Here is a 21,283-nt window from a genome sequence, read left to right on the forward strand (position 1 = left end):
TGTTAGGAGTGTATGCGGAATGCCAGTAGAAAAGAGACACCCCATTCCAGTGATGGGGGCTATTGAACGTGTTGTGAAACAAAATATTTTGATGTCTGCCACAAAGGTCAACATATATGAAAGTGAAGGCTTTATTTTAGCAGAAGATATTGTTGCCACTTATGCAATTCCACGCTTTGATAAATCGCCCTATGATGGATTTGCATTGCGCAGTGAAGATACGCAAGGAGCGAGTCATGACCATCGCATTGCATTTAAAGTGGTTGATCATATCGGTGCAGGTGCAGTCTCAACTCAAAAATTACAACAAGGTGAAGCTGTTCGTATTATGACCGGCGCAGAAATTCCTCAAGGTGCCGATGCAGTCGTTATGCTAGAACAAACTGTTGAAACCGAATCAGGTTTTACTATTCGTAAACCTTTCAATAAAAATGAGAATATCTCATTGATGGGTGAAGAGACGCGTGAAGGGGATGTTGTACTAACTAAAGGGCAACGTATTAATGCCGGTGTGGAAGCCGTATTAGCCACATTCGGTTATGTCGACGTTCCTGTCTTTCAAAAGCCAAGTGTTGCTATCATCGCCACTGGCAGTGAGCTACTTGATATTGATGCACCGTTAGAGCCTGGAAAGATTAGAAATTCTAATGGACCTATGATTCATGCGCTGTTACGCAAAGAGGGAATTGAAGGCACGTTATATCGGATTCAAGAAGACGATTTTGACAGCAGTTTAGCTGTTGTTAAAGAAGCGCATCAGAAACATGACATCGTAATTACTACTGGGGGTGTCTCAGTCGGTGATTATGATTATTTACCTGACATTTATCGTTCTTTAAACGCAGAGGTCCTGTTTAATAAGGTTGCAATGAGACCTGGGAGTGTAACAACTGTTGCTGTTGCAAATGAAAAATATTTATTCGGCTTATCAGGGAATCCATCTGCATGTTACTCAGGATTTGAGCTTTTCGTTAAACCAGCCATTTATCATATGATGCATGCACAACGCTATTATCCAGCAGTCATCCGTGCCACATTAATGGAAGACTTTAAAAAGGCCAATCCATTTACAAGATTTGTACGTGCCAACGCTGTGTTGACAGGGCGTGAAGCCACCGTTACACCATCAGGATTTAACAAATCTGGTGCTGTTGTCTCTATTGCACACAGTAATGCCATGATGGTATTGCCTGGCGGGACAAGAGGGTTCCAGAAAGGGCATCAAGTAAGTGTCGTGCTCACATCATCTGAAGCCTACCAACAGGAACTGTTTTTATGATTTTACAAGTAGTCGGCTATAAAGATGTTGGTAAAACAACTGTTGTGTCTCGAATCGTAGAACATTTTAAAAGATTAGGCTATCCTGTTGTTACGATTAAGCATCATGGCCATGCGCATGAAGAGATTACATTGCCACATGAGCATGTAGATCATATGCGTCATTTTAATGCGGGTGCAGATCAAAGTATTGTACAAGGGCATCAATATATAGAATCGATACAACGTTATGATGAAATGAGTTTACAGACTTTGATCCGTGAATGTGTTACCATTGATGACAGTATTATTCTAGTTGAAGGTTATAAAAATGCTGATTATGATAAAGTGATTTTATATCGTAATCAAGCGGAGTTCAAACAGTTAAATAGATTGAAAAATGTAAAATATGCACTGCATAGAGATAAAGTTGTCGATGAATTTGATCAATTTGAAAGATGGCTTGATACGTGGGTGCAAAATAATAAAGGATGAAGAGATTGAAACAGTTTGAAGTTACAACGGAACCACTCAATCCTGAACAATATCGCATGTATACTTTGAATGAAAAGCAAGGGGCGATTGTTGTCTTTACAGGGCATGTACGTGAGTGGACCAAAGGCATACGGACACAATATCTTGAATACGAAGCTTATGTTCCGATGGCTGAAAATAAATTGAAGCAAATTGGTGATGAGATTGCTGAGCGTTGGCCAGGCACAATCACTGCGATTGGTCACCGTATTGGTGCGTTAGAAATCTCGGACATTGCGGTTTGTATTAGTGTGTCATCGCCACATCGAAAAGACGCATACCAAGCAAATGAGTACGCGATAGAACGTATTAAAGAAATGGTTCCGATATGGAAAAAAGAAATATGGGAAGATGGTGCCGAATGGCAAGGACATCAAAAAGGGTACCATGAAGATGCCATTCAAAAGGGAGGACAGCAGTCGTGAAAGTATTGTACTTTGCCGAAATCAAAGAATTATTAGGTCAATCTGAAGAAACATTCCACTTTGATCATCCGATTGCGGTCACAGCTTTGAAACAACATTTATATCAAAATTATCCTGCCATTCAAGGAAAAAAATTCCAAGTGGCAATCAACGAAGATTTTGCTCAAGCGGATGATGTGATACAACCAAACGATGTGGTTGCGCTCATCCCGCCAGTCAGTGGAGGTTAAAAACAAATCATGAAAGCTATCATCTTAGCAGGTGGTCACTCTGAAAGGTTTGGTTCACCCAAAGCATTTGCAGAAATTCAAGGCACACCTTTTTATCATAAGTTAATCGATACGCTACAAGAAACAAATATGTTTAGCGATATTATTATTAGTACGAATGAACATTTGGCTATGCAATTCGAAGCGCAAAAAGCACAAGTGGTCATTGATGATGCGAACCATCGCGGTAAGGGACCTCTTGCAGGTATTTATAGTGCGATGGTCCAAGATGAAATGGAAGATGTATACTTCGTTATTTCGGTGGACACCCCTATGGTCACTAAAAAAGCGATTAGCCAGCTTTATCAATTTATGGTCTCTAATCTTATAGAAGAGCAATTAGATATTGCCGGGTTTGCAAGTGAAGGGAAACCGATACCTACGATTGCCTTTTATCATAAACGTGTATTTCCAATTATTGAACAAGTGCTTCAATCGGGTGATTTAAGTATGAAACATGTTTATGAACAAGTTTCTACCGATTGGTTGGATGCAGATTCAATTAACGGTCCAAGTTATTGGTTTAAAAATATTAACTACCAAGATGATTTGGCAACATTAGAAGCAGAAATGATAGAGTAATGGAAAAAAAGGGGGGCGCAAAATGGCTGAACAAATATTAGATAAGTTGGGAAGACCCATTCGTGATTTGCGCATTTCCGTCACAGATCGATGTAATTTTCGATGCGATTACTGTATGCCAAAAGAAATTTTCGGGGATGATTATGTCTTTTTACCTAAAGATCAATTATTGAGTTTTGAAGAGATTACGAGAATTACACGACTTTATGCACAATTAGGTGTGAAAAAGGTAAGGATTACCGGTGGGGAACCTTTACTGCGCCGTGATTTGCATCGATTAATCGCTCAAATTAATGCGATAGAAGGCATAGAAGATATCGGTGTGACAACGAATGGCTTGTTGCTCAAAAAGCACGGACAAAAGTTGTATGATGCAGGATTAAGAAGAATCAATGTCAGTTTAGATGCTATTGAAGATCCGGTTTTTCAGTCGATTAACAATCGTGGTATTAAAGCTTCAACAATACTTGAACAAATTGATTATGCAGTCGCTATTGGTTTACAAGTTAAAGTCAATGTCGTTATCCAAAAAGGCATCAATGATGATCAAATTATTCCAATGCTCCATTATTTTAAAGATAAAGATGTTACAATACGTTTCATTGAATTTATGGATGTAGGTAACGACAATGGATGGGATTTTAGTAAAGTTGTGACTAAAGATGAAATGTTAGAAATGATTCATAAAGAATTTGAGGTTGAAGCAGTGCCGCCTAAATACTTTGGAGAAGTAGCAAAGTATTATCGATACGTAGGGGCTCAGTCCAAATTCGGCTTAATTACAAGCGTTTCTGACTCATTTTGTTCAACGTGTACGCGCGCACGACTCTCATCCGATGGTAAATTTTATGGCTGTTTATTTAGCAGTGTCAATGGATTCGATGTACGACAACTTTTAAGAAGCCAGATGACAGATGAAGAAATCATAGCACAACTTAAACAGTTATGGCGTGTCCGTGATGACCGTTATTCTGATGAACGAACAGCACAAACCGTGGCGCGTCGCCGTAAAAATAAAATAAATATGAACTATATCGGAGGCTAATCGACAGCGCTAATAGAGTAAGATGTCAAGATTACCTCATAATCAAATAAAACCCTTCACAGTCGCATTTTTCATGTGACTGTGAAGGGTTTTTAGAGTTGTAGCATTATTTTGACTGTACACTTTATATGGTGGTTATGTGTCTATAATAATTAAGTCGCAAACTTCCGATTGCTTCTTCGAGTCTCGCTTTCCCAGGCGCCTTACCTCAACTAATTTTGGCTTTTATTGTAGCTCATAAGAAGCCAAAATGGATTTTCGGTTTCGGCTCTATGCCTCGGGAGTCTCGACTCGGTACGCAATCTATTTAAGCAATTTCACTATTGAAAAGTGGCATTGCTTACTTTATGAATCACACGTTTTACAGAAGATGCAGAAACGTTACAATCACTTGCGATATCAGTTTCTGAGCGAACTTGTGTTGCTTTATCTATAATGGCTTTCTGAACATGGTTTGAGATAAAACAGTTATCCTCAACAACATTTGTTTTAGAAGTAAAAGTCCGACCACAAACCATACATTTAAAACGTTGTTTTAACAGATTTAAATACACTGCTATCTCTTGGAATCTTAAAAAAGTAATTCGCGATAAACGTTTTCCGTGTTTGTGTATTCGGTTTGGATTCGTATGATAACAGTGAGGACAAGTCATAGGCTTGTATGAAAGGGTACCAAAGATGACGTTAGATTTCTTACCTCTAATAACTACATCTTCTTCAACTTTAGTGATTTTAATATTATTATCTTTAATTTTTAGTAACTTTAATATATCATTACACATAGGCGCAATATGTCTCCTTTATTTTTGGTTTAGTCACTTAAAATGATAGAGGCATTTGCGCTATTTTTGTACAAAAAAGCAGGATGACTTATGTCATCCCACCATAAAAAATGAAGAACCATTATTTTTTATGTTGTTTCTTTATATATTTTGAAAAGTCGATTTGCGCAAGTAATGGATCATGATCACTCGCACGGCCAGCCATTTCAGTGAAATCACTATTAACATGAATCATATCAAGACGTGTTTGTGGTGCCAAATGTTTAGACACTAAAACATGGTCTAATGTTTGTGTATTCCCTTGGTAAACGTAAGAATATCTTGTTTTCTTAGGCACTGTGTTGACCATATTTTTAAGGCCATAACTTTCAAATGTTTTCAATGAAGGTGTCCATTGAAAATCGTTATAATCTCCAACCGAAATCACATGCGCTTGAGGATTTTGTTGTTGAACTTGTGAGACGAATGCACCTACACGTTTCGCAATTTCAACACGTTGAGGTTCAGTGCGAACGTTGACAGGTTGTTGACGTCCGAATAAGCCGTCATCACCGCGTTTAGATTTCCAATGGTTCGCGATAGCAATAACTTGTTGACCTTTGAATTCAAATTGTGCAGCTAAAGATTTTCGCACTTCTTTGAAGGCTGGATCCTGTGGTGAAATACGTCCAGGGTTATGTGTTAATTGATTGTTTCGATATGCGACGGCTGTATCTGCATCACCCGGTTTAATTTGATTATCAAATTTAACACGATCTGGATTGTATAGGAAGCCGACGCGAATATTGGCATCCGGTTGACCCCCGTCTGCATTCATTTTAGGATCAATGTTCACATAGCGATAAGTTAGACCACCAGCCGCTTCTATTGCTTTAATGAGACGTTCATATGAAGCTTGGGCTTCGGGACCACCTTTGCCAGGACCATCGTTATCTTGCACTTCAGTAACACCGATAATATCAGGTTTTTTCATATCAGTAACAATGCCTTTAGCTAATTTTTGTGCCTTATCTTGACTTGACGTTTTCACATCATTTGAAAAGTTTTCAAGATTGTATGATGCAACAGTCAATTTATTTTCAGAAGGTTTAAGATAAGTACCTTGTTGTTGTGCTTTACCTTTTCGGTATGCGGCTTCCATGTCTTTTGAGTCAATATTGATTTTATAGTTTTGGAAACTGTAGTTAACATAACCGATGAGAGGTCCATTGAAGTGATCTCCAGTATTAACATTAAATTGATGAGCGCGATTTTCGCTATCATTCATTTTGAAAGCGATACGTTGCCCATTTTGATTGTCTTCTTTTAATAATACGCCACCATTTTTAGTTTCTTGGCGATTACGATTTAAAACAGTAAACACTTCTCCGTGAGATTGAGGGCCTACACTTCGAACATTTCCTATTTGCACACGCATACCTTCTAACGATTCCCAATAATCTATGGCGTATTTTTTAGGATTATATACTGAGAAATGTTGATCAGACGCGATAGTTTTAGGTATTTTTTTAATTTTAATCGGTTCTGGTAAAGGTTGATTATGTTTTAATGTCATGATATTTCCATTTTTAGAAGTACGTGCATCAATTTCTGTAAGAGGCAGATCCGTTTGTTGCTTCGTATCATAACCTTCGATCGCATACTCATCAACCATACCTGAAACTTGCACTAGATCACCGACTTTGACGGATGGTGCAGCGTGGCCTGCATAAACTATAATCCCCTCTGACGTATTAGGGTCTTTGTCTTTATATTTGTCTGGTGTTTGTAAATGGAAATAATGATTCCCTTTTACTTGATATTGATATGTAACGATGCCTTCAACATTGTGAACATGTTGACCCTTCAAAGGGGAGAAGTGTCCTGCACCTTGAATATCATGAATTTGAATAGAGTGTGTGGATTGTGCTTGTCCTTGTGCATTTGCGAATGAATTTTGCGCGTGAAAAACAGGGGGTGCCAGCAGTAAGCTTAAAACAACAGTTTTACCAATTAACTTCTTTTTCAATAGATTGCCTCCTAAAATATATATTTCATATTTAGTATATCAAAAGAGGAATATAAAGAATGTAAAAATTGAGTAAAATATAGAGTTGAAGTGGGGGCAATTTCTCACTACAAATAAGTTGATGATGCTAAAAGCGTTAAATTGCTATATTTGGGAAGAGCTATCGCCTATATAGGTTATTTTTGTAACTCGTATGCCTTCAAGTAATCATTTTTTATTTTCTTCATTGTGTTCTAAATGTTTAAGGAGTGTATGGTAAATTTCATCAATCAGTTTGGTTGCTGCTAAAACTTCTTGATCTGATAAATGAAGTTCGTTTAAAAGTGACATTTGCAGCTCAGTTATGCGCTGTGCTAGAGTATCGTGTAATTGTCGACCCGATGAAGAGAGATTTAACAATTTTTCTCTTTTGTCTTCGCCAGTATGGATAGTCAACCAGTTCTTTTCATTGAGTACTTTCAATATTTTTCGTGTCGTCGGTTTTTCAATCGAACGACGCTTTGAAATTTGGACAAGTGTTGTGTTGGGATGCGCAGCGATATCTTTTAATACAAGCCATTGTGCAGAGTGTAAATCATATTCGTCCAATAAAGGTTGGACATATTTAATATATGGGCGATGAAGTTTCATCAAATCATCAAACAATACTGAAGGTTTCATAATGACTCCCTTTCTGTTGTGTAATAGCTTGATTATATCACGTCATCTAAATAGACAAAAAGCAGAGCGTTTATGATAGCTTTAAATATCTGAATCATATCTATTTGATTTAATATAGAGGGTTCAAGCATCATTTAAAAGATTTTAAATAGATGCGTGATGAATGGGGTGACACAATATAAAAGGTATCAAACGTATCGCGCTAAATTAAGTGTATATCGAGATTTCATGAATGATATTTGTTAAAATGAAGCCAAGGCTTACGAAGTGGGAGGTAAGTAAATGTTAGATATAGAATTAGATCATATCATTCATTATATACATGGCTTAAATCGTTTTGAATTTCCTGGGAAATATTTAGAAATTCAAAATGGAGGCCAACATGAATCGCTAGGGACATTCAATCGCTTAGTTCAGATTGATTTATCCTATATTGAGTTGTTAGACATTTATAATCAAGGGAAAATGAAACAACAATCAAAAACGCAAAATGGTAAATATTCATTTGCCAAGACCATTGTGGAAAGTGATTATAAGCAAGGTTTTAAAAAGCTCTGCTTTAGAACGCATGATATTGTCAAACTTAAGAAAGCGTTCGAAGCACGTGGACTGGAAACAGTGGGTCCTATCACAATGACACGTGAAAATAAAAAGGGACATACCGTTCAATGGCAACTTTTATACGTCAACAACCATCATTTTGATATGATGATGCCGTTTTTTATCCAGTGGCAAAAAACAGATGAAGAACGTGAAGCGGAATTGGAAGAAAACTTTCAAACAAACTTTAAAATCGACATGGTGACGTTCCAGTCTCATCATCGTCAAACAATGGTAGAAAACTGGAAGCAATGGTTTGATATGGACACGGTAGAAACTGCTGATCGCTATACGATATTACATAGCCCTGCAAAAAAGGTGAAATTTAAAATTGTAGAGGGTAAAGATGATGCAATCGATACGGTACAGTTTGTCGATCAAACCATTGATTCTCCAGTCTTAATTCGGACACGGGGTGCAAATTATCAATTCGTACCACCTCAAGAATAAATCGCCTGAAACACGATACGTATGATAAGCAATATATGAATAAGTGAGATGAAAACGGCTATTAGTGCAATGATAAGTTGTTTCGTTGTTCGATAAAGTAAAATCATATAGACACTTGTAACTAATGTAAAAGCAACAAAAATAACGCGCAAACTTAAGTAATCTATTCCAGTATTAAAACTAAGTGTAATTTCTATAATAATTAAGTTTATAATAGATAAAAAAATAAGTATGGTATTGCGCATTTAAGTACCTCCAGTGATTGTATTAGGTGATTGCTTGTTACTTGCAATTCCTTTTAAATGAGAGAAAGTGTGTCATGACAATTTTGAACTTGAATCGGCTCCGTTTGGATGACAAGTTGGCTTCCTCATTTTAAAATTAAAATGTCTATCTCATTGATTATTCAATGATACGTATGATTGATTATACTAAAAAATAAATAAAGACCATAATTTAAAGGAGTATTAACGTCAAAATGAAATTAATGAATATTACTGATCAAGCACATGACGCCTTTGTTAAAAGTCATCCGAATGGCGATTTATTACAATTGACAAAATGGGGAGAAACTAAAAAACTGACAGGCTGGTATGCGAAGCGAATTGCAGTCGGAGAAAATGGCGAAATTAAAGGGGTTGCCCAATTGCTATTTAAAAAAATACCGAAACTTCCCTACACGCTATGCTACGCTTCACGAGGCTTTGTCGTTGATTATTCAGATCAACGGGCGGTCAAAACTTTACTGGTCGAGGCCATCAAAGTCGCGAAAGATGAAAAAGCATATACAATTAAAATCGATCCCGACGTTGAAGTCGAGCAAGGGATGACAGTAGTGCAAGATTTATTAGATTTAGGATTTAAGCATAAAGGATTTAAAGAAGGCCTCGCAAAAGACTATATTCAACCGCGTATGACGATGGTGACACCTATTGATAAAAGTGATGATGCACTTATCCAAAGCTTTGAGAACCGTAATCGTTCAAAAGTAAGACTTGCACTTAAACGCGGAACGAAAGTAGAACGCAAAGGACGCGAAGATTTAAAAATATTTGCCAATTTAATGAAAGAAACGGGCGAAAGAGATGGCTTCTTAACGCGTGATGTTTCATATTTTGAAACGATTTATGATGCGTTACATCCTGATGGTGACGCAGAACTTTTCTTAGTTAAACTTGAGCCTAAGCCTGTATTAAAAGATTTGCGTGAGGAGCAAGAAAAATTAGAACAAGAGATTCAGGGGCTGTCAGAAAAAGATCAAGCCAATAAAAAAGTACGTAATAAATTAAAAGATGCACAACAAAAGCGTGATAAGAATCTTGCATTGATTAAAGATATGGAATCGCTAGAACGTACGCATCCAGATGGAATATACCTTTCAGGTGCGCTATTGATGTTTGCCGGTCAGAAATCTTATTACTTATATGGGGCGTCTTCTAATCATTATCGTGACTTTTTACCAAATCATCATATGCAGTTTAGAATGATGCAATATGCACGTGAAAAAGGTGCAACGACTTATGACTTTGGTGGTACAGACAATCAACCCGATAAAGATTCAAGTCACTATGGCTTATGGGCATTTAAAAAAGCATGGGGCACACACTTGAGTGAAAAAATAGGGGAGTTTGATTATGTGTTGAACCCAATCGTTTATAAAGCAGTTGAGCAGTTCAAACCACAACTCACACATTTAAAAATCAAACTGGTTCGTCGTATTAAAGCACTCCGAAATAAAGAAAACTAAATTAAAGCAAGGCACTGCTCACTTTAACAATGATAAGACGCTATACGGTTATCATTGCTTATGTTTGAGCAGTATTTTTGCGTTACATAAGGCAATTGTGAAATGAAATTTTAAAAAATGATGAATCAACGCTACTTAAGAATGAATGCGGGAGAAAGGGCGCGTTAAACTTGGTCAAAAAATTGATAGATTTTTCATTGTCAAATAAGTTTGCAATCATGTTAATGGTGATACTCATCGTATTGGGTGGGGCTTATGCGAGTTTTAAAATGAAGTTAGAACTTTTACCAGATACTGAACCACCAACAATGACGTTAACTACAACAATGCCAGGTGCAACACCAGAAACGGTGATGAAAGAAGTCAGTAACCCTATTGACGAAGAAATACGAGGCATGGCAGGTGTGACAAGTGTAAAAACAGAATCACTCTCCAATGCTTCAATGGTAACTGTAAATTTTGATGAAAAAACGAATCTCGATAAAGCAGAACAAGATATCGAAAAAGCTTTGAAAAAAATCGATTTCCCAGATGGTGTGCAAGAACCAGAAATCCGAAGAAGTACAGTGAACGCTTTTCCGGTTGTCGCATACTCTATTTTGCATGATCATGATGTTAAAGTGAGCACGAAAGAAGTGGAATCGCAATTAATTCCAAAGCTTCAAACAATTGATGGCGTGCAACGTGCAACTGTCAACGGACAAACGGAACGAAAAGTGACTGTTAAATTTGATGAACAAAAGTTACAAAAGGCAGGTCTTAACGCCCAACAAGTTTCAGATTATATTGAAGGAGCGACCAAAAAATCACCTTTAGGATTGTTTCAATTTGGTGATACAGAAAAATCGATTGTCATTGATGGTCAATATGCCTCAGTCGATGCACTGAAAAATATGGAGATTCCTTTAGCCATCGCTTCTCAATCATCAAGTCGTCCTCAACAGCAAGGGGATGATAAAAAAGAGAGTCAGGCATTGCAGTCAACACCATCGTCATCAGCACAGCCTACATCAGGACAATCTGCAAATGCAGCGGAAGCAACGCAATCTGTGCCATTAAAAAAACTTGCAGATATAAAACTTGCAGATGAAAGAGAATCCATTTCAAGAACGAATGGTAAAGATGCTGTCGATGTACAAATTATTAAAGCACAAGATGCAAACACTGTGGCTGTCGCAAATGAAGTCGATAAAACGGTGAAGGATTTTATTAAACAACACAAAGATTTAAAATCCGTACAAATTATGGATACCGCAAAACCGATTAAAGACGCTTTAAATACTATGATTGAAAAAGCATTACTCGGCGCAATTGTGGCTATTATCGTTATTTTACTGTTCCTTAGAAATGTAAGAATGACGGCTATCTCCGTAGTTTCGATTCCATTGTCAATACTCATTGCTATGGTGGCATTAAAACTGACTGACGTCTCATTAAATATTTTGACGCTAGGTGCTTTAACTGTTGCTGTCGGTCGTGTCATTGATGACTCCATTGTTGTTATTGAAAATATTTATCGGAGACTTACAAGAAAAGAGGAGTCGCTTTCCGGTGATCATTTAATTATTTCTGCAACGAAAGAAGTCTTTATTCCGATTATGTCTTCAACACTTGTAACGATTGTCGTTTTTGCACCTTTAGCTTTCGTTACGGGCTCTGTTGGACAAATGTTTAGACCGTTTGCCTATGCTGTCACATTTAGTTTACTTGCGTCACTATTAGTTTCTATTACGATTGTTCCAGTACTAGGGTCTGTATTCTTTAAAAATGGGATTAAACGTCAACCGAAGTCAGAGCTCGGTGTCATCAGTCGTTACTACAAAAAGGTATTAAGCTGGAGCTTAGATCATAAATGGATTGTTATTATTTTAAGCACACTACTACTAGTGGGAAGCGTTGTCTTAGGTACGATGAAAGTAGGAACAAGTTTCATATCTACTGGTGAAGATAAATTTATGGCGCTGACATATTCACCGAAACCAGGTGAAACGGAGCAAGGTGTTTTACATCATGCCGAACAAGTCGAAAAATATTTATCTAAGCAGAAACATGTTCAACATGTACAATATTCAGTTGGAGGCGCGTCGCCTATCGATCCAACAGGTTCAACGAATAGTATGGCGATGATGGTAAAATATGATACACATACGCCTAATTTTAAAGAGGAGCCAGACCGTGTCTTGAATCATATTAAGACCTATCATCATCCGGGCGACTGGAAAAACCTTGATATGGGCACAGGAGGCAAATCCAATACTTTAGAAGTCCAAGTTACAGGTCCTTCTACGGAAGAAATTGAAGGCACTGTCAAAGCGGTTCAAAAGAAAATGGCCAAAGTATCTGGTTTAACGAATGTCAAATCAGATTTAACAGAAACATATGATCAATATGAAGTTCAAGTCGATCCAAATAAAGCAGGTAAAACAGGTATCACATCAGCACAACTCGCAATGATGCTCAATCAAAATATTCCTGACATGACCATTTCAAAAGTGAAAGAGAAAAATCATACGTACAATGTTGTTGTTAAACGTGATAAACAAACGAATTGGACAAAAGAAAAATTAGAACAAACCTCATTACCATCTCCAACAGGTGAGAAATTGAAATTGAGTGATATCGCAACGTTAAAAACATCCTCAATGCCGAATAAACTCGTTAAAGAAGGCGGTGATTACACTAGCACCGTATCGGCTACGATTTCTGGAAAAGATGTCGGTTCTATTGCGCAAGAGGTAAGCAAACAAGTCAACCAAGTTAAAACTCCAAGTGATGTGCATACTTCTGTAGGAGGAACAAATAAAGACATCGAAGACGCATTTTCACAACTCATGTTTGCGATGCTTGCTGCTATTATTATTGTTTATTTAGTGCTTGTCCTTACATTTAAAGGCGGTCTCGCACCATTTACAATTTTATTTGCACTGCCATATACCGTGATTGGTGTTGTTCTTGCACTTATCTTAACAGGAGAAACGCTTTCGGTACCAAGTATGATTGGTTTACTGATGTTAATCGGTATTGTCGTGACAAATGCGATTGTATTAATTGATAGAGTGATTAATAATGAAAAATCAGGTATGTCGATGAAAGAAGCATTGCTTGAAGCGGGAGGCACGCGGATTCGTCCGATTTTGATGACTGCAATCGCAACGATTGGTGCACTGATTCCATTATTGTTTGGTCAAGACAATTCAATTTTAATTTCGAAAGGACTTGCTGCTACGGTAATCGGTGGGCTATTGTCATCAACGATATTGACACTTGTCGTAGTCCCTGTTATTTATGAAATCTTATTCACTCTTAGAAATAAATTAACGAGACGTCAGCATCGTTCATAAGTCGTTGACGTTCAGTGAGAGCTTTTGTAAGATAGAATCATTATCAATTTTCTAAACATTTGATAGGGCCATCACGATGAAGCTTGAAATGATGATGGCGAGAGATAAAGAGCATTCCGAATTGAAGGTCGCTACAAGTATTGAGCGCTTCAATTCGGTTATCTTTACTTAGATGTTTAAAAAGAACGAAGCGTAATTTCGATCAGCCATAATAATAAGGGGGACGATAAGATGGCGTACACAACAATACTCAGTGAGATTCCAGATAGTTATTTTGGTAAAACGATGGGGAAGAAGGTTGAACACGGCCCTTTACCCTTAATTAATTTAGCAGTAGGAATACCTGATGCTGATACACCAGATGTGATTATTAAAGCTTTACAAGAGGCTATTGTGAAGCCGGAAAATCAGAAATATTGAGCGTTTCAAGGTAAAGCGACCTTTAAACAAGCTATTGTTGATTTTTATGAACGTCAGTTTAATGTCATTTTAGATCCAGAAAAGGAAGTTTGTCTGTTTTATGGTACGAAGAACGGTTTAGTAGCCTTGCCTACATGTGTCATTGAACCAGGAGATGAAGTGCTATTGCCAGATCCGGGGTATACGGATTACCTTGCAGGTGTGTTATTAGCAAAAGGACAGCCTAAACCATTGAAACTGTCTAGAGCACGCCATTACTTACCCGATTGGAATGCGGTAGACACGACAAATACACGCCTTATTTATTTGACGTATCCGAATAATCCAACAGGTTCGGTAGCTACAAAAGCCTTTTTCCAAGACACAATTGACCGTTTTAAACAAACGAAGACGAAAATTGTTCATGATTTTGCGTATCAAGCCTTTGGATTTGACCAACCCAATCCGAGTATTCTACAGGCTGAAGGTGCAAAGTCTTGTGCTGTTGAAGTATTTTCTTTTTCTAAAGGTTATAATATGTCTGGCTATCGCGTTGGGTTCGCCGTCGGAAACGCTGAAATGATTGAAAATTTACAAAAATATCATACCCATACACAAGCCGGTATGTATGGTGCATTGCAAGATGCTTGTACAGTGGCATTAAACGAATGTGATGATGTATTATATGAACAGAGTCGTGTGTTTGGCCATCGTCGTGATTTAATCGAAAAAACACTAAATGAAGCAGAGATTCCGCATGAACCTATCAAAGGGGCATTTTCCTCTGGTTGCAATGTCCAAATGGGTTTACTAGCGATGCGTTCATTGACTATTTGTTACAAGAAAAGTCAATACTTGCGGCGCCGGGTCATCCTTTTGGTGAAGAAGGGGAAGGTTACGTTCGAATTTCTTTTGCTATTGACGAAGCGCAATTAAATACCGCATTAGAAAGGTTAGTTTCTTTGAAAGCTTTATATCAAAACGATTCTACAAACTAAGAGGTTAAATTGATCGTTTTTTGACATATAAAAAGAGATGCGCGTTACAGAAACCGGAACTTGCGGAAAAGTTTGAAATAAATAAAACGTTTTATCATAAAAAAGAAGCGCTAAGACGATTTTCTATTAAAGATCATCTTAGCGCTATTTATTTTGGGATTGAAGTCCCAGCCTCTTTTTTGAATACTTTTAATAAAAGCTAAAATAGGTTGAGATGTGGTCATATCTCAACATGGACCTGCTTATTGGTTTAATGGTTAGACTTTACAGGTTCTTCATTTTTTATGGTGGGATGACATAAGTCATCCTGCTTTTTTTGTACAAAAATAGCGCAAATGCCTCTATAATTTTAAGTGACTAAACCAAAAATAAAGGAGACATATTGCGCCTATGTGTAATGATATATTAAAGTTACTAAAAATTAAAGATAATAATATTAAAATCACTAAAGTTGAAGAAGATGTAGTTATTAGAGGTAAGAAATCTAACGTCATCTTTGGTACCCTTTCATACAAGCCTATGACTTGTCCTCACTGTTATCATTCGAATCCAAACCGAATACACAAACACGGAAAACGTTTATCGCGAATTACTTTTTTAAGATTCCAAGAGATAGCAGTGTATTTAAATCTGTTAAAACAACGTTTTAAATGTAGGGTTTGTGATCGGACTTTTACTTCTAAAACAAATGTTGTTGAGGATAACTGTTTTATCTCAAACCATGTTCAGAAAGCCATTATAGATAAAACAACACAAGTTCGCTCAGAAACTGATATCGCAAGTGATTGTAACGTTTTTGCATCTTCTGTAAAACGTGTGATTCATAAAGTAAGCAATGCCACTTTTCAATAGTGAAATTGCTTAAATAGATTGCGTACCGAGTCGAGACTCCCGAGGCATAGAGCCGAAACCGAAAATCCATTTTGGCTTCTTATGAGCTACAATAAAAGCCAAAATTAGTTGAGGTAAGGCGCCTGGGAAAGCGAGACTCGAAGAAGCAATCGGAAGTTTGCGACTTAATTATTATAGACACATAACCACCATATAAAGTGTACAGCCACTTTACATCATCAAATGATAAGTATGCATGGATTTATACAAAAATAAAAGCGATGATAATATAAATAACGAGTATAAAAAGGGTCATCATATTTAAAATTTGAACCCCTTTTTCATCTCCTTTAGAATGTTTGAAGGCTGTTATTTCAACATTACCAATCAGTAGTAAGAGTACGACAAATAACCACCAAGTTTGTGCGGGGTAGTAAATGAGAGAAGTCGCAACAACGATAATTAATAAAATTCCCATAATCGCGCGTAATATTTTAGGCATCGCGATTTGTAATTTAAAGATACTGATATATCCTACGATTAAGTACATCAGTGGAAGTAAGATAAGATAAGCTAACATGAAGTACATCCTTTCTGTATCGTCCTATTAAGGCATTGTGGGACATTACTGCTGTTGTAGTTCAGCGCGAATGTCAGCAATTTGATGTTCGATGTGCTCAAGTTGTCTAACGAGTGGATCTACTTGCTGTGAAGTTGATTCGCGTTTCTCTATATCTCCTTGTATACGAATGTAATCCAGCTTAAGTTCTTGTAACTGATTTTCTAAATCCATAAGTTTCCTCCTTGAATGAATCTCTACTATTATAGCATGTTCACATTGCTTTATTAAAACGTTTTACAGTAACATAGAATTAAGTAATTTTTGAAAGGTATTTTCTAGGGGGTGTAGCATGACAGAGAATTTCTTGATGATTTTACTTCTCATTGCTGTAGGCTACGTACTTAAGCGAATCGGGTTTATTCAGGGACATGAGAGTCACGTTCTTTCTGTACTAGTTTTAAATGTGACACTTCCGGCAGTGGTCATTGTAAACTTAAATCATGTGACTTTAAATCCGTCACTCACCATACTTCCAATCATGATGTTGATATACGGGATTATCACTAAAATACTTATCGTTATTCTCTTTATTAAATATAATAACGAAATCAGAGGTACGGTAGCGATGATGATGGCGGCTTTAAATATTGGAATTTTTGCCTATCCACTCGTTCAACAAATTTGGCCAGAAAAGGGCTTGCTTTATTTTGGTATGGCAGATATTGGGGGAGCCATTGTCATGTTTGGTTTGACCTATTTTGCAGCGAGTTATTTTAAGCAAGTGGGTGGCGGCTTTAATCCTAAACAAGTCGGACTCAATATGCTCAAGTCAGTCCCATTAATGACGTATATTGTGATGTTGACACTTAATCTTTTGCAATTACACTTACCGAGTTTTGCAATTCACTTTTTCGAGATTTTAGGACACGCAAATTTACCATTGTCGATGATTTTATTAGGTGTTCTAATGGACTTTAAAATCGAACGTCAATTTTTACCATTGACTCTAAAATATCTCGTTATACACTATGGTTTCGGTATTTTGTTTGGTACGCTTGTGTATTATTTTCTACCTGTCCAAGATGAGATGGTTAAAACGACATTACAATTGACTTGGTTATTGCCTGTAGGTGTTGCAGCACTTTCGTATGCGGTTCAATTTAAATATAAAACGTTACCTGTCATTGCTATGGCCAGTAATGTGACCATTGTAATAAGTATTGTTATTTTTTACGTCTATCAATATCTGTTTGTCTGATTGGGGAAGGATAAGTTAAGCTCGAACATTAATTAAATATGCGAGATTGAATAGGTATATAAAAGAAGCGTTGGCAAATCATGTTGCCTACGCTTCTTTTGTAAATGCTTGCAAGTCGATTGAATCGTCTAAGATGGGCTGTTTACACTTTTATTGATATATCTTGAACTTTTGATATTCTGAAGTAATATTAAAACCGAGTTCATGAAAACGGGTAACTAAACGATGATTTTTACTGCGTATTTTAAAATAAACACGGTCTATTTGAGGACGAGATAAAGCACGATGTATTGCATGTTGGATCAAATCAAAAGCGATGCCTTTTAAACGATAGTCTGAATGACTAGAAAAATATTTAATTTCAGCATGGTGTTGTGCTTCGTCATAGATTAAATATAAGTAACCTTTTAAAAGACCCTCTGCCATATACAGGACGAGTTCATGCTGATCATCTAGTGATGCGATAATTTCTTTTGCTGTCATTGCATGATGTGTAAACGTATCTTCATGTAATTTTTGGAAATAACGATGATACGCTTTAGCATATGGAACAATGTGACGTAAGTTGTCGGTTTCGCCCAAATCTTGACTCGTTTCTAAATGATAATCTGTAAACGTGTAAGATGCGCCAATGTTTTTCATATAGTCTTTGATTAATTCATGATGAACTGAAAATGCAAAATAATAGGTAGATGGTTGCGTATGTTGTGCTGTCATTTGATCAAATAACTGCTTAAATACCTCTCCAGAAGATGTGTAATCTTTCTGTTTAATAGGACCGATTACTTTATAACGGTTTTCCGCGTAGCTCATACACAGTAAAACCAGTTTAATGTCTTGGGCTTCTTCAACGACAAATATGCCAGTTTCGCGATCAACTGTTTCTAAAAAGTTTTCTAAAGCATCAATATGGTCAAGTGGCAGTTTATTTGTATATGATTGTTTTTCAGTGGCATAAGTTTGTATAAATGACGCAATTTCTCGACTGGGAGTGACTTGACTAATCTTCATCGTGCGCCTCCTTAGTATGATACTTTACTTCATTATAAGTATTTTCGATTTGAAATGAAAGGCGTATGTCGACTGAAATAAACGTCTAAAAAGAATAGACTTCGATATGTTTGTAGGTGATGAGCTCAGCGATTCAGCGCTTATCATTTTGAGTATCGAGGTCTAATAGTTATGAAGGATGAGTGTGAGTCATTTGAAATGATTTCAACCTTTTCTATTAATTTTGATGGGGCGTGTTACAATAAAAATGAAGAAGTGTTATTTGATGGAGGAATGAACAATTAATGAAGTCACTCATTTTAGCAGAAAAACCCTCAGTAGGGCGTGATATTGCACAAGCGCTAAGTGTTAACTCAAAGAAAGAAGTCTACTTTGAGAACCAACGTTATATTGTGACTTGGGCATTAGGTCACTTGGTAACAAATGCAACACCAGAACAATATGATAAAAAATATGAACGCTGGCAATTGAATGATTTACCGATTATCCCGAAGCATATGAAAACAGTTGTCATTGGTAAAACGAGAAAACAGTTCAACACGGTTCAACATTTGATGAAAAGAAATGATGTCAATGAAATAATTATTGCCACAGATGCAGGACGCGAAGGGGAGCTAGTTGCACGCTTAATTATTGAAAAAGCACATGTTAAAAAACCCATCAAGCGTTTATGGATTAGTTCAGTAACAACAAAAGCCATCAAAGAGGGCTTTAAAAAATTGAAAGATGGTCGAGCATACAACGACCTTTATCAAGCCGCATTAGCAAGAAGTGAAGCCGACTGGATTGTCGGAATTAATGCGACACGTGCATTAACAACGAAGTATGATTCCCAACTCTCTCTAGGCCGTGTTCAGACGCCTACTATTCAGTTAGTAGCAATGAGACAAGAAGAGATTAAGCATTTTAAGCCGCAACATTATTATACGCTTGAAATCAATGTGAAAGGGTCAACGTTTGTCTATCAGCATGAGAAGCGGATATATGAACGTGCACAATTAGAAAAACTAGCTCAAAAAGTGAATCACGCGCAAGCGCTCGTGAAAAAAGTCGTGACGAAAGAAAAGAAAACATATCCTGCGCCGTTGTTTAATTTAACAGATTTACAACAAGCCGCTTATCAACGCTATCGTTTAGGCGCAAAGCAGACTTTGAACACACTACAACAACTTTATGAACGGCATAAACTTGTTACGTATCCGCGTACAGATTCTAGTTACTTAACAACAGACATGGTAGATACTTTGAAAGAGCGTATACAGGCGACAATGGGAACGGAATATCAGCCGCATGCACGTGGACTGATGAATCAACGTTTCACGAAACAGTTGCCTTTTGTAAATAATCAAAAAGTATCTGATCACCATGCCATTATCCCTACAGAAGTCCGCGCAAACATGGCAGATTTATCAATACAAGAAAAGAAAATTTATCTATTGATTGTTCAGCGCTTTTTGGAAGCTTTATCTGCCCCTTATCGCTATAGAGAAACACAAGTCGAAGTAGAGCTCTTGGGCAAAACGTTTGTGTATAAATCTAAAGAAACGATAGACATGGGCTTTAAGGCTTTACAAGAAAATGTAGATACGATCCATCCGACCATTCAGTTTCAGCAAGGTGAACGGTTATCCGTGAATGAATATGATATTAAAACGCATGAAACATCAGCGCCCCCTTATTTTAATGAAGGTTCTCTATTAAAAGCGATGGAACGACCAGAAAAATTTTTTGATTTAAAAGATAAAAAATCAGCACAAACACTTAAAGTGACTGGTGGTATCGGTACAGTGGCGACACGTGCAGATATTATAGATAAACTTTTTCATATGAACGCAATTGAAAGTCAGGACGGTAAAATTAAGGTTACGTCTAAAGGAAAGCAAATATTAGATTTAGCACCTGAATCACTTACATCGCCACTCTTAACGGCGCAATGGGAAGATAAACTGCTTCAAATTGAAAAGGGCCAGTATCAACGCAAACAGTTTATTCAAGAAATGAAAGATTTTACAAATGAAATCATTCATACGATTAAATCGAGTGAACAAAAATATAAACATGATAATTTAACATCTGCAGAATGTCCAACTTGTGGAAAGTTTATGTTAAAAGTAAAAACGAAAAACGGCTCAATGCTCGTCTGCCAAGATCCATCATGTAAAACTAAAAAAGATGTTAAAACCCAAACCAAAGCGCGTTGTCCACAATGTAAAAAACGTTTGACTAAATTTGGTACAGGTAAACAAGCGACGTATCGTTGTTCGTGTGGCTATACTGAAACACAAGTGCAAATGGATAAAAGATTTAAAAATAAAGGCAAAGATAAAGTAAATAGAAAAGATATGAAAAAGTATATGAAAGAGGATACGTTGGAAAACAATCCATTCAAAGATGCATTGAAAGGTTTAAACTTATAAGTAAGATGAAAATCGAACAAAAATCTATTTTTATCAATTAAAGTTCGTATCTCATATTGAAATTCGTGAGTAATCGTATTAAAATGTTAAAGTATTTCATTAAAAGG

General features: G+C 36.8%; 19 protein-coding genes and 1 pseudogene. 13 read left to right on the plus strand and 7 right to left on the minus strand.

The genetic code is table 11. The features are described from left to right. Positions 1–19: 19 nt before the first annotated feature. The 6 genes from HMPREF1208_RS10295 to moaA are packed head-to-tail and all read left to right on the plus strand — an operon-like array spanning position 20 to position 4,112. A complete protein-coding gene (locus tag HMPREF1208_RS10295; RefSeq protein ID WP_016426327.1) occupies positions 20–1,279 on the plus strand; it encodes a molybdopterin molybdotransferase MoeA in 1,260 nt (419 codons plus the stop codon). Further along, positions 1,276–1,752, plus strand: a complete 477-nt coding sequence (mobB, locus tag HMPREF1208_RS10300; protein WP_016426328.1) for a molybdopterin-guanine dinucleotide biosynthesis protein B — start codon at positions 1,276–1,278, stop codon at positions 1,750–1,752. Before HMPREF1208_RS10295 ends, mobB begins: the two co-directional genes overlap by 4 nt. A 5-nt stretch (positions 1,753–1,757) precedes the next feature. Beyond that, positions 1,758–2,216, plus strand: a complete 459-nt coding sequence (locus HMPREF1208_RS10305; protein ID WP_037559482.1) for a molybdenum cofactor biosynthesis protein MoaE — start codon at positions 1,758–1,760, stop codon at positions 2,214–2,216. Further along, positions 2,213–2,446, plus strand: a complete 234-nt coding sequence (moaD, locus tag HMPREF1208_RS10310) for a molybdopterin converting factor subunit 1 (protein WP_016426330.1) — start codon at positions 2,213–2,215, stop codon at positions 2,444–2,446. The genes HMPREF1208_RS10305 and moaD overlap by 4 nt, the downstream gene beginning before the upstream one ends. Before the next feature lie 9 nt (positions 2,447–2,455). Continuing rightward, the gene (gene mobA, locus HMPREF1208_RS10315) at positions 2,456–3,067 is read left to right on the plus strand and encodes a molybdenum cofactor guanylyltransferase MobA (protein ID WP_016426331.1); all 612 of its coding nucleotides are present in this window, start codon (positions 2,456–2,458) and stop codon (positions 3,065–3,067) included. A gap of 22 nt (positions 3,068–3,089) precedes the next feature. Continuing rightward, positions 3,090–4,112, plus strand: coding sequence for a GTP 3',8-cyclase MoaA (gene moaA / locus HMPREF1208_RS10320; RefSeq protein WP_016426332.1), 1,023 nt, complete (start codon positions 3,090–3,092; stop codon positions 4,110–4,112). A gap of 320 nt (positions 4,113–4,432) precedes the next feature. Here moaA and HMPREF1208_RS10325 read toward each other — a convergent pair whose 3' ends face one another. The 3 genes from HMPREF1208_RS10325 to HMPREF1208_RS10335 form a co-directional block, all read right to left on the minus strand. Further along, entirely contained in the window at positions 4,433–4,894 is a 462-nt protein-coding gene (locus HMPREF1208_RS10325) for an ISL3 family transposase (protein ID WP_016426333.1), read from the minus strand. Positions 4,895–5,015: 121 nt separating this feature from the next. After that, on the minus strand, positions 5,016–6,902 hold the full coding sequence (locus HMPREF1208_RS10330) for an endonuclease/exonuclease/phosphatase family protein (protein ID WP_016426334.1): 1,887 nt from the start codon (positions 6,900–6,902) through the stop codon (positions 5,016–5,018). A gap of 207 nt (positions 6,903–7,109) precedes the next feature. After that, on the minus strand, positions 7,110–7,562 hold the full coding sequence (locus HMPREF1208_RS10335; protein WP_016426335.1) for a MarR family winged helix-turn-helix transcriptional regulator: 453 nt from the start codon (positions 7,560–7,562) through the stop codon (positions 7,110–7,112). Positions 7,563–7,844: 282 nt separating this feature from the next. On the opposite strand from HMPREF1208_RS10335, the gene HMPREF1208_RS10340 reads away from it, so the two are divergent. Beyond that, a complete protein-coding gene (locus tag HMPREF1208_RS10340) occupies positions 7,845–8,612 on the plus strand; it encodes a VOC family protein (protein ID WP_016426336.1) in 768 nt (255 codons plus the stop codon). Here the strand turns inward: HMPREF1208_RS10340 and HMPREF1208_RS10345 are convergent. Beyond that, positions 8,603–8,857 (minus strand): hypothetical protein, encoded by a 255-nt coding sequence (locus tag HMPREF1208_RS10345; RefSeq protein WP_016426337.1) that lies wholly within the window; start codon positions 8,855–8,857, stop codon positions 8,603–8,605. The genes HMPREF1208_RS10340 and HMPREF1208_RS10345 overlap by 10 nt on opposite strands. Positions 8,858–9,090: 233 nt before the next feature. Here HMPREF1208_RS10345 and HMPREF1208_RS10350 point away from each other — a divergent pair, with 233 nt between their 5' ends. The 4 genes and pseudogenes from HMPREF1208_RS10350 (at position 9,091) to HMPREF1208_RS12145 (ending at position 15,949) form a co-directional block, all read left to right on the plus strand. After that, on the plus strand, positions 9,091–10,359 hold the full coding sequence (locus HMPREF1208_RS10350) for a lipid II:glycine glycyltransferase FemX (protein ID WP_016426338.1): 1,269 nt from the start codon (positions 9,091–9,093) through the stop codon (positions 10,357–10,359). Positions 10,360–10,529: 170 nt separating this feature from the next. Beyond that, positions 10,530–13,700: an efflux RND transporter permease subunit gene (locus tag HMPREF1208_RS10355; protein ID WP_016426339.1), complete on the plus strand. Its 3,171-nt coding sequence runs from the start codon at positions 10,530–10,532 to the stop codon at positions 13,698–13,700. A 231-nt stretch (positions 13,701–13,931) separates the two neighbouring features. Next, positions 13,932–15,097: pseudogene (locus HMPREF1208_RS10360) on the plus strand (aminotransferase class I/II-fold pyridoxal phosphate-dependent enzyme). A gap of 390 nt (positions 15,098–15,487) precedes the next feature. Beyond that, positions 15,488–15,949, plus strand: a complete 462-nt coding sequence (locus HMPREF1208_RS12145) for an ISL3 family transposase (RefSeq protein ID WP_016426342.1) — start codon at positions 15,488–15,490, stop codon at positions 15,947–15,949. 241 nt (positions 15,950–16,190) lie between these two features. Here the strand turns inward: HMPREF1208_RS12145 and mspA are convergent, their stop codons facing one another. Further along, the gene (gene mspA, locus HMPREF1208_RS10375) at positions 16,191–16,508 is read right to left on the minus strand and encodes a membrane stabilizing protein MspA (RefSeq protein ID WP_016426343.1); all 318 of its coding nucleotides are present in this window, start codon (positions 16,506–16,508) and stop codon (positions 16,191–16,193) included. Between the two features lie 45 nt (positions 16,509–16,553). Next, entirely contained in the window at positions 16,554–16,721 is a 168-nt protein-coding gene (locus HMPREF1208_RS12255) for an SE1832 family protein (RefSeq protein ID WP_016426344.1), read from the minus strand. Between the two features lie 118 nt (positions 16,722–16,839). Between HMPREF1208_RS12255 and HMPREF1208_RS10380 the strand changes: the two genes are divergently transcribed. After that, positions 16,840–17,748 carry an AEC family transporter gene (locus HMPREF1208_RS10380; protein ID WP_016426345.1) on the plus strand — a complete coding sequence of 303 codons (909 nt, stop codon included), beginning with the start codon at positions 16,840–16,842 and terminating at the stop codon, positions 17,746–17,748. 150 nt (positions 17,749–17,898) lie between these two features. On the opposite strand, the gene HMPREF1208_RS10385 is transcribed toward HMPREF1208_RS10380, so the two are convergent. Continuing rightward, positions 17,899–18,759, minus strand: coding sequence for a GNAT family N-acetyltransferase (locus tag HMPREF1208_RS10385; protein WP_016426346.1), 861 nt, complete (start codon positions 18,757–18,759; stop codon positions 17,899–17,901). Between the two features lie 284 nt (positions 18,760–19,043). Between HMPREF1208_RS10385 and HMPREF1208_RS10390 the strand changes: the two genes are divergently transcribed. Next, positions 19,044–21,176, plus strand: coding sequence for a DNA topoisomerase III (locus HMPREF1208_RS10390; protein WP_016426347.1), 2,133 nt, complete (start codon positions 19,044–19,046; stop codon positions 21,174–21,176). Positions 21,177–21,283 lie beyond the last annotated feature (107 nt).

This window comes from Staphylococcus sp. HGB0015, from assembly GCF_000411275.1.
Taxonomy (GTDB): Bacteria; Bacillota; Bacilli; order Staphylococcales; family Staphylococcaceae; genus Staphylococcus; species Staphylococcus schleiferi.